Source organism: Ruthenibacterium lactatiformans (genome assembly GCF_000949455.1).
Taxonomy (GTDB): Bacteria; Bacillota; Clostridia; order Oscillospirales; family Ruminococcaceae; genus Ruthenibacterium; species Ruthenibacterium lactatiformans.
This window is the reverse complement of record NZ_JXXK01000021.1, coordinates 1-13,124: the sequence shown is the minus strand read 5'-3', so window position 1 is coordinate 13,124 and position 13,124 is coordinate 1. Positions and strand designations below refer to the sequence as shown.

Genomic DNA, 13,124 nt, shown 5'->3' with positions numbered 1-13,124 from the left:
AGGGGGCTTGTGTGCTATCGATGCCTTTACACGCTTTCAGCCTGCCGTTCTCCCATTCTGCACCAGTTGATAAAGCCGTAGATATCATTGACGAGAAAGGCCGTAAAGCATACTACGACGGACAGATAGGATGTATTTTGACGGGCAGCCAAAATCCATAAAACAATGAGAACGATGTCGTTGGCCGCGTACCCGAGCGCATAATAAGGACTTCTTTTATAGGTAAGATACACCGCGATGAAGCTTGTCGTTACAGAAAGGGTGCTCGGGACTAAGTTGGCCGTTTGAAAATACCCCAGTATGAAGTAAAAAAGCGCAGTGACAAGAATTGCCGCCAGATACATAAAACGCCATTCTGTTCGGGCCAGGTGATTGACGCTGACTTCCATCCGGTTCCCGTTAAACGGGTTTTTCAACCAGGAAATAAGAGCGAACACCGCCATCGGCATAGTCATACCTACATAAGTAAGCATTTCTCCATAATAGGAAAAGGTGAAAGAAATGATTCCGTAAAGCAGGCTGAAAAGAATCATAAGAAGTTGACCGAACGGATTTCCCTTTGCGTTAAAAATGAGGGATGTGACGCCGAGCAGCGAAGCAAAAAGCGTGAAATAATTGCTGCGGTCGAAAAAATAAAAAGCCGCAATGATCACAAATACGGAACCAAACCACAGCGCTCGCTCGCCCTTGGTGAAATAGCGGCGCAGTTCTTCAATTTTTTCATACAACCTCCAAAAAAATAAGCATTCGCATGCACATCTTCTCAGACCTAACGATGTACAAACGAATGCGAATTGCATTCCTACCCGGTGGCAGTGATATTCACATATGAAAGCGGCTGCTTGTGCCACGCAATTTCGGAAAAAAGCAGCATCCGCAGATGCTGCCTTTTGGAGCAGATGAACAGAGTACAACGGTATCAACAGAGGTATTGTTTGACAGTGTAATGCGGCAAAAGTGACCGCCTCCGTCGTAATCGAATACATCGATTCGCGTTACATATTCTGAAATAATAAATTTTTGCTGGGCGGGCGGAAGATCTGCAATATTGAGGAATTTTTTAAATCGACTGCGAATTTCGTCTCTCGTTAAAAAATCTCCCTTTGGTACGTTGGATGATAGGAGTGCATCTTTTTGTGCGGATAAATCTGCCATTCTTTGTTTGATTGGCCCTATATCTGCGCCGCTTTCGATTGCTGTTACAAGATTTGAAATTTTTTTGTCAATATCTGCAATTTTTACGCCGATGTCTGGCATCTCATTGTCCTGCGCTTTATATGCTTCATCTACAAAGCGTTCTATCAAATCGTCGGAAAATGCGAGTTGATTTAATTTTTGAATCACGGCTTGCTCAATTTCATTCTTTTTCACGGCATGCTTTGTGCATGTCTTTTTACGCAACTTGGCATTGCAGTCGTAGTACAGATATCTTTCTCCGCGAGATACGCGAGAGTTCCCAACCATTCGAGCGCCACAATGTCCGCAAAATAATTTTCCGCTTAGGATATAAAGTTCTTTTGCTTTCCCGGACGCTGCGTCATGTTTTTTTACATCCATAAGTCTTTGCACCCTTTCCCATTCATCCGCTGGTATAATGGCAGGACATCCGCCCTCAATGCTGATATATTCCTTTTCTTTTTTGTGCTGGCTTCTATGACCGTTCACAGTTTTAGTTTTACCATAGGTGAATCTTCCTGTGTAACGCTCATTGCGTAAAATATCATAGATAGAATTTTTTCCGAACTTTGCACCACGCTTTGTTCTAAAACCACGTGAATTTAATTCGTCGATGATTTCGCCATAGCCTGCACCGGAAAGATACATATTAAAAATAAGCCTTACCGCGGATGCTTCTTGCTCGTTTATGACGAGTTTTTTATCTGCACCAAGATTGTAACCAAGCGCGGGAGTGCCTCCGGTTGTAATGCCTTTATAAGCGTTTTCGCGCAATCCCTTTAATACTTCTCCGGCCAGATTGCGGCTGTAATATTCGTTCATGCCAGTGATGACGTATAGCATCAACCGACCTTCCGGCGTATTTTCAAGCCGTTCTGTTACGCTGATGATTTCAATTCCAAGCCGCTCAAGATAGTCTCTGTCGTTCAGCGCCTTGACACCGGCGCGGCCAAAGCGGTTCAATTTGTGAACGAGAACAATATCGTATTCTTTGCGCGGCGCAGCATTCAGAAGCGCCTGAAACTCTTCTCGCTTTTCGGAATGATACATGCCGGACTTAGCGCGATCAGCATATATTCCGATAATGTCGATGCCGTTCTGCTGTGCGTAATATTTACAAGCGCGGATTTGTGCTTCCACGCTTTCTTCGCGCTGCATGTCACTGCTGTATCGGGCATAGATTACCGCTCGATTCACTGTAATACCTCCAAAGTATGACTTGCCAAGCCTACCCCGGAGGTGGTATAATCCGATTGTCTGGACGGATTATCCTCCAAGGGTAAGCTGTTCTATAAACGCTTCGGTGCTCCCACGCCGGGGCGTTTTTTATTTATTCAAGATTATCAATAGCATACTGAGCTTCTTCAGCGGTGAACTGTTCTCCGTATTCAGAAGTTAACTGTTCATAAATAGCACTTGGTGACATCGCCATGCTGTCCTGATATGATTTTGCCTTTTGCAAAGCGTTTTCTTTATAGTCAACCGCTAACGTATCGACCGCATACTGCGCTTCTTCTGCGGTAAATCGTTCTCCGTGTTCTGAAACAAGCTGGTCATAGATTGCTGCTTTGGACATAAACATCGTTTCACTGTATGTTTTTGCTTTTTCAAGCGCATTCGCGTTCCAGTCGGCTATAAGATTATCTATAGCATACTGTGCTGCCTCGGCAGAAAACTGCTCGCCATACTCGGAAACCAATTGGTCATATATAGCAGATTTTGACATGTGCATTAATTCGCTATACGATTCTGCTTTTTTTAACGCCGATTTATATTCCGTAGGTATATTTTCTTCCTTGGGTGAAGAATCGCCTACGATTGTATCATTCGACATGCTTTGAGATTGGACTGATGGGTTATCATTGTTATTAGATGAATTTGACGGTACATCATTAGAAGATAAAGACCCTATAATTCCAATGAAAAACAACAATGCGATCGTAACACCAATAGCAATTAAACAACCATGGTTCTTTTTCTTCGGTTTTTTCTGCCCGGTAAATTCGTCAGGGTCTCCAGAATACATCGACGGAACCGGCGCAACAGATTGATCATCAACATATTTGGGCGTTGTGCTTTCTGACAAATTATCTGCATGAATTGCTTTGGTTCCGCATTCGGGGCAGAATTTTCCGTCAAATTCCTTCCCGCAATTTGTACAATACATAAACATCCTCCTAACTTAACGCCTTTCGGCGTAACTTACTTAATAATCCAGTCAGGATGCAGGATTCCGACTGCGCGGCCATTCACAACGACGCTTTCATCCAGAGGGATGGGAGCGTATTTTTTATTTTCGGATTCAAGCACACCCATACCCAGCCGCTTGATATACCCGCATCCGTCCAAAGTAACAAGGCCAATACCGTTGTATCCGGGGCGCTCCTTGGATATCATCACGATATCGCCATCAAAATAGATTGGCTCCATGCTGTCACCCTGTACGCGCACGCAGAAGTCAGCACGCCGCGTTTTATCATTGGCAATGACTTTTATCGGGGTGAATGCTTCCGGCCCCAGATATGTGCCTGTGCCCGCGCTGGCGGGTTGTTCTGACAGAGGAAGATAAATACAGTTATCGTCTTGTTCCTCTTCCGGCTCTGGTGCGGTGCAGCGTGTGTATTCGATATTCACAAGCCCCTTTACTGCATCCCGGCCCCATTCGTCCAGCGCGTCATATTTCTTTGCAATGCTTAACGCCTCCGCTGTATATGCGGGGGCGATTTTTTCTGTAACCCCTGTTTTGTGAGGGTCATTGCTGTATCCCATTAAATAATCAATGGTAACGCCATATTTTTGAGCAACAGCAATCCAAAAATCAGATTTTGGGTCACGCGCTCCAGTTTCGTATCCATTGTATGTTGTGAGGCCAATCCCAAGAGAAGCTGCGAAATCTTTTTGTGTGATGCCTATACTTTCTCGGAATGCTTTTAAGTTTTTGTACATTGTATCGCCTCCTACAAATTAAATATAATACGCAAAGTCCAAAAAGTCAATAAAATAATCCGCAAAACGCGAAATTATCTATTGACATAATCCGCAATACGCGGTATTATAATATTGCGATACGCAAATCGCGGATTTTCATATAAGGAGGGATATTTTTGCGTGTGAATATTGAAGCCGAACGCGGACGCCTCCAGCTTACAAAAACAGAAATGTGCGAACGCTTGGGGGTCACTAGTAAAACTTATAACAGTTATATTCGCGGTGCCACCATTCCGTCAGATGTGTTAGAGCATCTTCGTGCAATGACTGGCCAATCTATTGACTACCTGCTCGGGCTGGCAGAGAGATAAGGAGAGAAAGGAGAAAGGATGAAAAACAACCAAAATTTTAAATATTGGGCTGGGCATGTGATTCTTCATGTCTCTGAAACGCTACTAGCACTATCTATTGCGCACATCATCTTTCGCTGAATTTCTTAATTGGTCAACAATATTTTTGCATTCGTGCGGAACAGGATGCTCTCTGGTAACTGCATAGGCTAATGCATTTAAAACTTCTGCTGATTTCTCTGAACAAAGCAATTTGGTTTTTTCGCAAGCAGATAGTATATTCGCTATGTTTTCATTGTTCTGACAAATGACGTAATTTGAATACGCAATGAACACATCAGCGTAGAACTCAGAAAGAATCTTTTTTTCTTCCTGTCTTGAAGATGAAGCATTAGTGAGTTTCGCTCCAATAAACACACCAACTAAGGTAAAAACACTAGTAATAATGGCACTCGCAAGATCAGTCCACAATTTTATCACCTCGGCACCATTATAACATAATACAGAATTTTGGGAATCCATATGTTAACACAGTAACACGAAACATGTCCAATAATACGGACGGAAAGGAGAACATCATGGAAGGCATGGAAGAAACGAATGCGCGCGTGGCAAAAGTGCTTGCGCCGTATTTTCTGGAGTTGATAAGAAAAGACATCCAGCGGGAAAAAGAGGAGGAGCAGAAAAATGGACAAACCTAACCCGTTCTGCCTGCGCCCCCCGCGCGGCCTGCGTGGATGGACAAGCCTTATTTACAAGGTGGTACTGATTGCAGCCGTACTGCCTGTACTGGACGGCTTGCAGGCGATAGGCCGTGGAAACTCGGACATGCTGCCGGGGCTTGCAACGCTGGCGTTTGGGCTGGTGCTGGTGCTGGCCGGGATCGCGGGATACATAGCTGTAAGAGAGGAGGACAAACCCAATGAATAAAGATGATATGGTCGTAGAAAAAATCAAACTCTTAGAAGAGCAAGTGGCATCGCTTGCGCATCGTGTGAAGATACTGGAAAGTCATGACCGTGTTCTTTGCGGAAACGGCAAAACAGAATATGTATATACCATTGTTGAAAATTACGCGCTGGAACAGGCAAAAAAAGAGCGTGCCGATGCACGCCCCTAATTGAGAATTAATTGTCTGCAATAAACTCTGCCATTGTCTCGATTGCTTCCGCTAACCGGCTTATAGCTAAATCTGTTTCTCTTACAATCAGCACAATGTCATTTTCTGTGATTTCAGTTCCGTCTGGCGTACCGTATGGCATACTAACGCGCAATGCAAAGCCAGCTCGTGCGTTTTGGGCAAGTTCTTTTACGTCAGACAGAAGCTTAGATGAGTTCGGTTTCAAAAAAATCACCCCCTTTCCAATATTCAGCATATCATTTATGTCTATGATTTTGAGAAAGGAAGAAACAATTCGTCAAAATACCATAAATTTTCGTGATTATAGAGAGGAGGACAAGCCATGACACAAAAAGAATGCGTGCAGGTTGTACGTGCGGCCGGGTTCAGCGGATACGACAAATCGCTGGACAGCAAAGCCAACAATCCCGGAAAATACGGCGTACAACGCACAGCAGAAGCGCAGGCCGCGCTGGACGCGGTTGCAACAGCCAGAAACGGCGGTTTGACCGTGAAGCAATGTAAACGGTCGGGTGACAGGCACAAGCTGCCACACCGCATTTCCGCCCGATTCACGCGCGAACAGGCCGAACGGATAAAAGAAGCCGTTAAGTTGTGCGGATACGGAACAACACAGGGATGGCTGAATGTATGCAGCTACCGACTGTTGCGCGAGGAAGAAAAAAAGAAAGCCCCTGCATCCGCTGGCACGGATAACAGAGGCGCAGACCAAAAATCTACATCTAAAAAATACACCACCGGGGAGGATTTGTCAAATGCCTGAACTGCATTACATCGGAATATCCGCGGCGTTTGACCCAACCGACGATGGCGACAATCCTGCTTGCAGTAAGTGTAATGACCGTCTTAGCTGGGGAAATATCATGTTCTTTGACCGGTTCGGCACATTGGGATGCGACGGATGCTGCGACAGGCTCGACGATGGAACATTGGTAGATGCTGAAACGGGAGAATATATTGCAGGCCCCGGAGAATGGGACTGGTGTACCGTAGGCTATATGGCCGGATAAGGAGGAAACATGAACGAGAACTATTTTGCGGAGCTTTATGCCGTAAATGTCAATGAGCACACCGAAAAGAAGAATGGGCTTACATATCTGTCATGGGCATGGGCGTGGGCTGAAATCAAAAAGCGACATCCTGATGCGATTTATACGATTTACGAAACGCCGGAAGGATGCAATTACTTTACCGACGGTCGCACATGCTGGGTGAAAACAGGCGTTACGCTGAATGGCATAGAGCATATTGAAATGTTGCCTGTTATGGATCTCAGGAACAAGAGCATTGCTTTTGAGAACGTCACGAGTATGGACGTGAACAAAGCCATTCAGCGCAGCCTTACAAAGGCGTGTGCAAGGCATGGACTTGGGTTGTATATCTATGCCGGAGAGGATTTGCCGGATGTCCCACCCGACCCGGTATTTTGCGAGGAATGCAAAAAACAGATTGAAGGCCGCCCAGACTGGCCGCCTGAAAAAATTGCAGAATACAGCAGAAGGCGTTTTAAACGCACGCTTTGCCCGGATTGCCAGAAAGCGGCAATGAAAAAGGAGCCCGATGGGGGTGAATTGAGATTTGGCACAAACGATGCGGATTGAGTTTGATGCATGCCGCGTTGAAATGGGGCTTGAATGCTGGCTGCGCCTGCGCGTGAAAAACCGCGCGCAGGCCGCACAGATTGCGTATGAGCTGAAAGATAAGACCGTGGATATGGTGGCAGAAATCAAGCGTAAAACAAAGGCCCGCAGCAAAGACGCAAATGCGTATGCGTGGGAGCTTATGGGCCAGATGGCCGATTTGCTGCACACAGACAAGGACAGCGTATATCTTGAGATGCTGAAAAGATACGGCCAGCAATTTGTGGTAAAGGTGCCAAATAAAAGCGTTGAGATGTTCAAGCGTCAGTACAAATACTGCGAACAACATGAAACACTTGCTCCGGAAGAACGGGCGCAATATTACCGCGTATACCTTGGCAGCTCTACATACACCACCAAGGAAATGAGTGTCCTGATAGACGGCATTGTAAGCGAGTGCAAAGACCTTGGAATAGAGACGATGACACCGGAAGAACTGGCACGCATCAAGGAGGAGCCACGGTGAAGAATCTCGATAAAAACGGATACGCACCCAGCATTGTGACGTTTGACACAGACTGCTGCTTTTTGTGCGGAGGACAGGACGAAAAGCTTGACAGGCATGAATGCTTTGGCGGAGCGATGCGCGAAAAGAGCAAACGCCTTGGGCTTTGGGTTCCGCTGTGCCATAACCGGTGCCATGAATACGGGCCGAATGCGGTACACAGCAATAGAGAATCAAGGACGTATTGCCAGCAGGCAGCACAGAAAGCGGCGATGCAGGAATACGGATGGGGCAAAGAAGATTTTATCCGCGAATTTTACAAAAACTATCTGTGATTTGTAAAGTACAGTTTCAAGTTAAGTTTTAAGTTGAGTTTTGAAAGGACGTTTGATATGGGATTGAACGTAGTAGCTTTGCTGGGGCGCCTTGTGGCTGAACCCGAACTGCGCCACACACCGAGCGGGGTTGCGACATGCACGTTCCGCATCGCGGTAGACCGCAGCTATTCCAAGGATGGAGAACGAAAGGCCGATTTTATCGACATTGTAACATGGCGGCAGACAGCGGAGTTTGTATGCAAGTATTTTCATAAAGGCAGCATGATCGCCGTGAACGGTTCCATCCAGACCCGTAATTATGAGGACAAAAACGGGAACAAGCGCACGGCCTTTGAGGTGGTCGCAGGAGGCGTTCATTTTGCCAGCACAGCGCGAGAAGCACCGAAGGTAGACGCACAGCGACGAGATCCGTTTAAAACAAATGCCGCTGCAGCAGATGTGCAGCAGGATGATTTTGCGGTGATTGACGATTCAGAAGATTTGCCGTTTTAAGGACGTGACAATATGGCAAATGACGGATATATCAAGCTTTACAGAAAGATGATGAAGTGGGGCTGGTACACTGACACGAATGCCAAATGTGTGTTTCTTCATTTGCTTTTTCTGGCACAATATGAGGCGTGTTTTTACCGTGGGATTGAGTTGGAAGTCGGACAGGCAGTAACGTCAATACGCGAAATTTCATTGCAAACAGGTATTTCAGTGCAGTCCGTGCGAACAGCGATAAATCATCTAAAATCAACACAGGAAATAACACAGTGCACACATGGAAAATTCAGCGTGTTTACAATAAAAAACTATATCGAGTACCAAGGAGTCAACACGGAAACTAACAATCAGGTAACACGCGACCAACACAGTGCTAACACAGAAGTAACACAGACCCTTATATTAAGAAATCAAGAAGTCAAGAAATCAAGAAATAAAAAAGATATCTCTATCGAGATATCCAAAAAGAAATTTGGCGAGTTTGAAAACGTGCTGCTCGACGGGCAAGAGCATGGGAAGCTGGTGGACAGCTTGGGCGATATTGGCGCATCGGAGTATATCGAGCGGTTATCTGCCTATCTTGCACAAACCGGGCACCGTTACAAAAGCCACTATGCAACGATTCTGAATTGGTGGAGGAAAGACGGCAAGCCTGTTAAACGCACATCGGAACCGCGTGTTATCAAGCCGGACGTGGGACGGGAGATCACGCCGGATATGACGGCAGAGGAGTTGTTTTAAATGCTCGGGGCAGAACAGAGCGTCATTGGCTGCCTGATGCTGGAACCCGCATTGCTGGATAAGGCGCGCACGATGCTTTCACCGAAGATGTTTGAGGCGGAGCCGCTGGCACGGATATTTTCCTGCATGCTGAAGCTGAAAAAGGCGGGAATGCCTGTAGACGCGGTGACGGTGGTTTCTAAGCTTGGCGCAGAGTACGACGGGATAATCCGAGAATGCGCAAGTATTACGCCGCGCATTGAGACATTTCCGCAATATTCGGCGCTTGTACTGGACGCATGGCGGGAACGTACATTGGTGACGGATTTACAGAGCCTTGCCATCAGCGGGCACACCGCCGACGAAATGACGGCGGAGCTTGAACGGATGGCAGCGCAGCAGCGGGACATCATGCAGCACGTACACAGCACATCGGAGCAAACATTTTTGGAGGCTGTGACGGAGGCTTACCAGAATCTATTCCGTCCCGATACGTCTCTGAAAACCGATTGGAAACAATTCAACGACGTGCTGGGAGGTTTACAGCGAGGATGCCTGTACATAATTGCGGCGCGTCCGGGAGACGGCAAAACAGATTTTTCCATGCATCTGGCCGTGCAGCTTGCAAAGCGCTATCGCGTGGATTACAGAAGCCTTGAAATGACAAAGGAGCAGCTTGTGCACCGCATACTTTCTCGGGTATGCATGATAAATTCCACACGCTTTCGAGACCACGACATTGACGAAAACGCGCAGAAACGCATCGGCATTGCCGTAGACCGAATGGGAGATTTGCACCTCGTGATGGACGATACGCCCGGAATATCCGCCGAGGATGTGGAGGCAAAGCTTGCGTCAAATAAGCCGGACGCAATGTTTATCGACTACCTGGGATTGATGCGCGGAGACGATACAGGGAAAAAGCCTTTGTGGCAGATAACGGGCGAGATTACGCACGCGCTCAAGGCCATGGCGCAAAAGCACAATGTTGCAATTGTGGCATTGGTACAGATGGGACGAGCAGTGGACAGGCAGAAAGAACCTACGCTGTCGGATTTAAAGGGAGGCAGCGACATTGAAGCGGACGCGGACGGCGTGATCTTCATGCGTCCGAAAAAAACAGAAGATTTTTTGAGCGGGGATGATGCGTGGGAAGTGGATGCGATCATCGCAAAAAACCGCCACGGAGGAATGGGAAGAATGCAATTCCACTGGCAGCCACAGTACCACAATTACATCCCGGTTGATAACAGGAGGAGCGAATGAGCGAAAAAGAACTAGAGCGGCGTATTGACGTTATACGGACGGCGGTTGAAAAAGCGCAGTTCTATGTAAACTATGCGTCGAACGAATTAAAAGCGATTTCCAGGGAGATGGAAGCCGATGAGTAAATACCACAGCCAGAAGGCGACATACAACGGCATAACGTTTGACAGTAAGCGTGAGAGGGATAGATACATAGACCTTTTGCTGCTGGAGCGTGCGGGAGAAATATCCGAATTGAGGTTACAGGTGTCGTTTGAGCTTATTCCCAAACAGGCAGGAGAACGCAGCTGCAAGTATATTGCCGATTTTGCGTACACTCGGAACGGAGAGATGATTGTTGAGGATGCGAAAGGTGTACGCACACCTGAATACGTTATCAAGCGAAAGCTGATGCTGTGGGTACATGGCATCAAGGTTCATGAGGTGTGAGAGATGAGCAAAAACCTTGCGCTTATGCTTGCCCGTGCAAAGAACTCCGGAATCCGTGAAGGAATCGACGCTGTGTGCGAAGCCATGGCGCTGGCGCACTACAACGCAGCAATAGAGCTTGAGCTTGATGAGCGAGAGGTCGGAGCATTTTATACGCGGATGCGGCAGGAGCTGCTGGAGATCCTTGCACAGGGCGGAAGAGATACATTTTCAGAGGAAATGAAACATGCGATATCGGTTGCATATGAAAAGATGGGCGTAGAGCCGATGTGATTGGAGAAAAGAATGGATTATCAACTTGAGTGGAATGAAGCTGGTCGCACCAAAAACGCGCCTGATGTGGAAGCTATAAAACTGCTTCAATTCTACGAGGGAGCGGCGCTCCACGCAGATCCTCGCGGGTATTGTGTTTGCACCAGCGAGGGAAAGGACAGCCGCGTGCTGGGGCATCTGATGCGCCGGGCGGGAGTTAAACATTTTTATATGCATAATATCACAGGAATCGACCCGCCGGAGCTTGTCTATTTTCAGCGTGCAAATTTCCAGACATACAGCGATCTGGGATATCTGACCTATGACGTGATGTACCAGTACAGCATGTGGGCGCTGTGTAGAAAAAAACGGATGCTGCCAATGAGACAACGACGCTTTTGTTGTGAATCCTTAAAAGAACGTCCTGCACCAGAATGCGGAAAGGCTTTTAAGTGCATGGGCGTTCGCAAATTCGAGAGTTCAAATCGAATGAAAAAGCGCGACGAGTTGGAGATCGCATCGGACAAAAAGCGCGGTGACAACATCATCATGCCGTTTGACAACAGTGAAAAGCGAAGGATATTCGAGACCTGCTATCAGGACAACCAGAGGAGGATCAACCCGCTGGCGTACTGGACGGATTCGGATATCTGGTCCTATTCCAAGGATGTAGGGTTAGAGCAGTGCGGCCTGTACAATGAGGGATTTGAGCGGCTCGGCTGTATCGGCTGCCCCATGGCGCGCCGCGCGGGGCGTGAGCAGGAGTTCCGCCGCTGGCCCAAATTCAAGGCGCAGTATCTGCGCACGGCACAGCATATCATTGACGACAAACCGGACAATCACTATTTCAAACAGAAATTTAGGTCAGGCCAAGAATACTTCGACTGGTGGATGCATGACAGGACACAGGAAGAAGCCAATAATTACCAGATGGATATGTGGGAGGAATAGACCGTGGACGATTTGATAAGCCGAAAGGCACTGACAGAAAAAGCATGGGAAGCAGATACACAGTGCGGATATGTGCAAGTGGTAGATGTCGGAGACATAGAGGACGCCCCGGTCGTCGACGCCGCACCGGTGGTGCATGGGCGGTGGGGTGAGTATGAATCGTTTCCGCTTACACCAAGTCTGAACGGTTGCCCTTGTAGTGTGTGCAAAACTCATTTTTCGCCATCATCAATAATTGTTATGAAATACTGCCCAAACTGCGGGGCCAAGATGAACGGAGGGAACGATAATGACTGATGAACGAGATTTACTTGCAATCAGCATAAAGCACACAGAGTACAAGTGGAAGTTTGGAATGCCGTGCGTGCTTTGGGGACGTAGGACACAAGACGGAGAAAAAAGATGTTTTAGAGGGTATACCTTATTTCCGGAAGAAGCAGAACTGTATTCTCTTGCCGAATGGCAAAACTCCGGTTATGGTGCTGGCGATGTGTGCAAAGTCGATGCGCCAGTGGAAATGCAGATTGGTTTTTGTAAAAAGTTTAGACGGTACGACACTGTGCTTGTGCGATACGATGATTATATCAATTATTGCAAATGCGCATGTTTGCCGCTTGACAGAGGGAATGACAATGATTAAAGGGAAATATGTCGCTACCATTGAGTTGAATTTCAATGTTGACGAAAGCACTGACGGATTACTTCCGTTTGAAACGTTGAAAGCGAAAGTAACATGTGGAGAACTTGACAAGGCAATTGTGGCCGTCATCTCAGATGAGTTTGGGGGGCTTTGTTCTGTTGGATTAAACAAACAGTATGCAGACCTGTATCTGGTAGACGGAGGAAATGACAATGACTGACGGAAAGAAAGCGATTGCTACACTCACGGGTTTGAAGATGATGGTGGGGACTAAAGCAAAGGAAGTGTGTGATGTTGCTATCTCCGCTCTCCAAGAGCGTGAGGAACGTAGAGAGGGATGCCGATTCTGTTTTGACGTG

At 47.0% G+C, this 13,124-nt stretch carries 24 protein-coding genes; 18 read left to right on the top strand and 6 right to left on the bottom strand.

Features of this window, described 5'->3' with window-relative positions; all coding sequences use genetic code 11:
- Window positions 1-26: 26 nt before the first annotated feature.
- The 4 genes from pnuC to TQ39_RS13355 form a co-directional block, all read right to left on the bottom strand.
- A complete protein-coding gene (gene pnuC / locus TQ39_RS13370; RefSeq protein WP_009325565.1) occupies window positions 27-800 on the bottom strand; it encodes a nicotinamide riboside transporter PnuC in 774 nt (257 codons plus the stop codon).
- Window positions 801-822: 22 nt separating this feature from the next.
- Window positions 823-2,373 carry a recombinase family protein gene (locus TQ39_RS13365; RefSeq protein WP_156146316.1) on the bottom strand — a complete coding sequence of 517 codons (1,551 nt, stop codon included), beginning with the start codon at window positions 2,371-2,373 and terminating at the stop codon, window positions 823-825.
- Between the two features lie 133 nt (window positions 2,374-2,506).
- Window positions 2,507-3,343, bottom strand: coding sequence for an Ltp family lipoprotein (locus TQ39_RS13360; protein ID WP_242853504.1), 837 nt, complete (start codon window positions 3,341-3,343; stop codon window positions 2,507-2,509).
- Window positions 3,344-3,378: 35 nt separating this feature from the next.
- Entirely contained in the window at window positions 3,379-4,122 is a 744-nt protein-coding gene (locus tag TQ39_RS13355; protein WP_050005893.1) for a LexA family transcriptional regulator, read from the bottom strand.
- A gap of 164 nt (window positions 4,123-4,286) precedes the next feature.
- On the opposite strand from TQ39_RS13355, the gene TQ39_RS13350 reads away from it, so the two are divergent.
- Window positions 4,287-4,475 (top strand): helix-turn-helix domain-containing protein, encoded by a 189-nt coding sequence (locus TQ39_RS13350; RefSeq protein ID WP_338092833.1) that lies wholly within the window; start codon window positions 4,287-4,289, stop codon window positions 4,473-4,475.
- Window positions 4,476-4,565: 90 nt separating this feature from the next.
- Here the strand turns inward: TQ39_RS13350 and TQ39_RS20935 are convergent, their stop codons facing one another.
- Window positions 4,566-4,925 (bottom strand): hypothetical protein, encoded by a 360-nt coding sequence (locus tag TQ39_RS20935; protein ID WP_156146315.1) that lies wholly within the window; start codon window positions 4,923-4,925, stop codon window positions 4,566-4,568.
- A 107-nt stretch (window positions 4,926-5,032) separates the two neighbouring features.
- On the opposite strand from TQ39_RS20935, the gene TQ39_RS21840 reads away from it, so the two are divergent.
- The 3 genes from TQ39_RS21840 to TQ39_RS13340 are packed head-to-tail and all read left to right on the top strand — an operon-like array spanning window position 5,033 to window position 5,574.
- Window positions 5,033-5,155, top strand: a complete 123-nt coding sequence (locus TQ39_RS21840; protein ID WP_276325258.1) for a hypothetical protein — start codon at window positions 5,033-5,035, stop codon at window positions 5,153-5,155.
- Window positions 5,142-5,384: a hypothetical protein gene (locus TQ39_RS13345; protein WP_050005891.1), complete on the top strand. Its 243-nt coding sequence runs from the start codon at window positions 5,142-5,144 to the stop codon at window positions 5,382-5,384. The genes TQ39_RS21840 and TQ39_RS13345 overlap by 14 nt, the downstream gene beginning before the upstream one ends.
- Complete coding sequence (locus tag TQ39_RS13340; protein ID WP_050005890.1) at window positions 5,377-5,574, top strand: hypothetical protein; 198 nt, start codon at window positions 5,377-5,379, stop codon at window positions 5,572-5,574. Before TQ39_RS13345 ends, TQ39_RS13340 begins: the two co-directional genes overlap by 8 nt.
- A gap of 7 nt (window positions 5,575-5,581) precedes the next feature.
- Here TQ39_RS13340 and TQ39_RS13335 read toward each other — a convergent pair whose 3' ends face one another.
- Window positions 5,582-5,800, bottom strand: a complete 219-nt coding sequence (locus tag TQ39_RS13335) for a hypothetical protein (RefSeq protein WP_050005889.1) — start codon at window positions 5,798-5,800, stop codon at window positions 5,582-5,584.
- 117 nt (window positions 5,801-5,917) lie between these two features.
- Between TQ39_RS13335 and TQ39_RS13330 the strand changes: the two genes are divergently transcribed.
- From TQ39_RS13330 to TQ39_RS13275, 14 genes are all read left to right on the top strand, one after another.
- On the top strand, window positions 5,918-6,358 hold the full coding sequence (locus tag TQ39_RS13330) for a hypothetical protein (protein ID WP_050005888.1): 441 nt from the start codon (window positions 5,918-5,920) through the stop codon (window positions 6,356-6,358).
- The gene (locus TQ39_RS20930; protein WP_156146313.1) at window positions 6,351-6,605 is read left to right on the top strand and encodes a hypothetical protein; all 255 of its coding nucleotides are present in this window, start codon (window positions 6,351-6,353) and stop codon (window positions 6,603-6,605) included. The genes TQ39_RS13330 and TQ39_RS20930 overlap by 8 nt, the downstream gene beginning before the upstream one ends.
- 9 nt (window positions 6,606-6,614) lie before the next feature.
- Window positions 6,615-7,196 (top strand): Sak single strand annealing protein, encoded by a 582-nt coding sequence (locus tag TQ39_RS20380; RefSeq protein WP_082052259.1) that lies wholly within the window; start codon window positions 6,615-6,617, stop codon window positions 7,194-7,196.
- Entirely contained in the window at window positions 7,174-7,701 is a 528-nt protein-coding gene (locus TQ39_RS13320; RefSeq protein WP_156146311.1) for a hypothetical protein, read from the top strand. The genes TQ39_RS20380 and TQ39_RS13320 overlap by 23 nt, the downstream gene beginning before the upstream one ends.
- Entirely contained in the window at window positions 7,698-8,015 is a 318-nt protein-coding gene (locus TQ39_RS13315) for a hypothetical protein (protein WP_050005886.1), read from the top strand. Before TQ39_RS13320 ends, TQ39_RS13315 begins: the two co-directional genes overlap by 4 nt.
- 57 nt (window positions 8,016-8,072) lie before the next feature.
- Complete coding sequence (locus TQ39_RS13310) at window positions 8,073-8,510, top strand: single-stranded DNA-binding protein (protein WP_050005885.1); 438 nt, start codon at window positions 8,073-8,075, stop codon at window positions 8,508-8,510.
- A gap of 12 nt (window positions 8,511-8,522) precedes the next feature.
- Window positions 8,523-9,248 carry a hypothetical protein gene (locus tag TQ39_RS13305; protein ID WP_050005884.1) on the top strand — a complete coding sequence of 242 codons (726 nt, stop codon included), beginning with the start codon at window positions 8,523-8,525 and terminating at the stop codon, window positions 9,246-9,248.
- Window positions 9,249-10,493, top strand: coding sequence for a replicative DNA helicase (locus TQ39_RS13300; RefSeq protein WP_050005883.1), 1,245 nt, complete (start codon window positions 9,249-9,251; stop codon window positions 10,491-10,493).
- Complete coding sequence (locus tag TQ39_RS21835) at window positions 10,490-10,618, top strand: hypothetical protein (protein ID WP_276325257.1); 129 nt, start codon at window positions 10,490-10,492, stop codon at window positions 10,616-10,618. Before TQ39_RS13300 ends, TQ39_RS21835 begins: the two co-directional genes overlap by 4 nt.
- A complete protein-coding gene (locus tag TQ39_RS13295; RefSeq protein WP_050005882.1) occupies window positions 10,611-10,922 on the top strand; it encodes a DUF1064 domain-containing protein in 312 nt (103 codons plus the stop codon). Before TQ39_RS21835 ends, TQ39_RS13295 begins: the two co-directional genes overlap by 8 nt.
- Window positions 10,923-10,925: 3 nt before the next feature.
- A complete protein-coding gene (locus tag TQ39_RS20925; RefSeq protein ID WP_050005881.1) occupies window positions 10,926-11,195 on the top strand; it encodes a hypothetical protein in 270 nt (89 codons plus the stop codon).
- A gap of 12 nt (window positions 11,196-11,207) precedes the next feature.
- Window positions 11,208-12,125, top strand: a complete 918-nt coding sequence (locus tag TQ39_RS13285) for a phosphoadenosine phosphosulfate reductase domain-containing protein (RefSeq protein WP_050005880.1) — start codon at window positions 11,208-11,210, stop codon at window positions 12,123-12,125.
- A 289-nt stretch (window positions 12,126-12,414) separates the two neighbouring features.
- Window positions 12,415-12,765 (top strand): hypothetical protein, encoded by a 351-nt coding sequence (locus TQ39_RS13280; protein ID WP_050005879.1) that lies wholly within the window; start codon window positions 12,415-12,417, stop codon window positions 12,763-12,765.
- Entirely contained in the window at window positions 12,758-12,985 is a 228-nt protein-coding gene (locus tag TQ39_RS13275; RefSeq protein ID WP_050005878.1) for a hypothetical protein, read from the top strand. Before TQ39_RS13280 ends, TQ39_RS13275 begins: the two co-directional genes overlap by 8 nt.
- Window positions 12,986-13,124 lie beyond the last annotated feature (139 nt).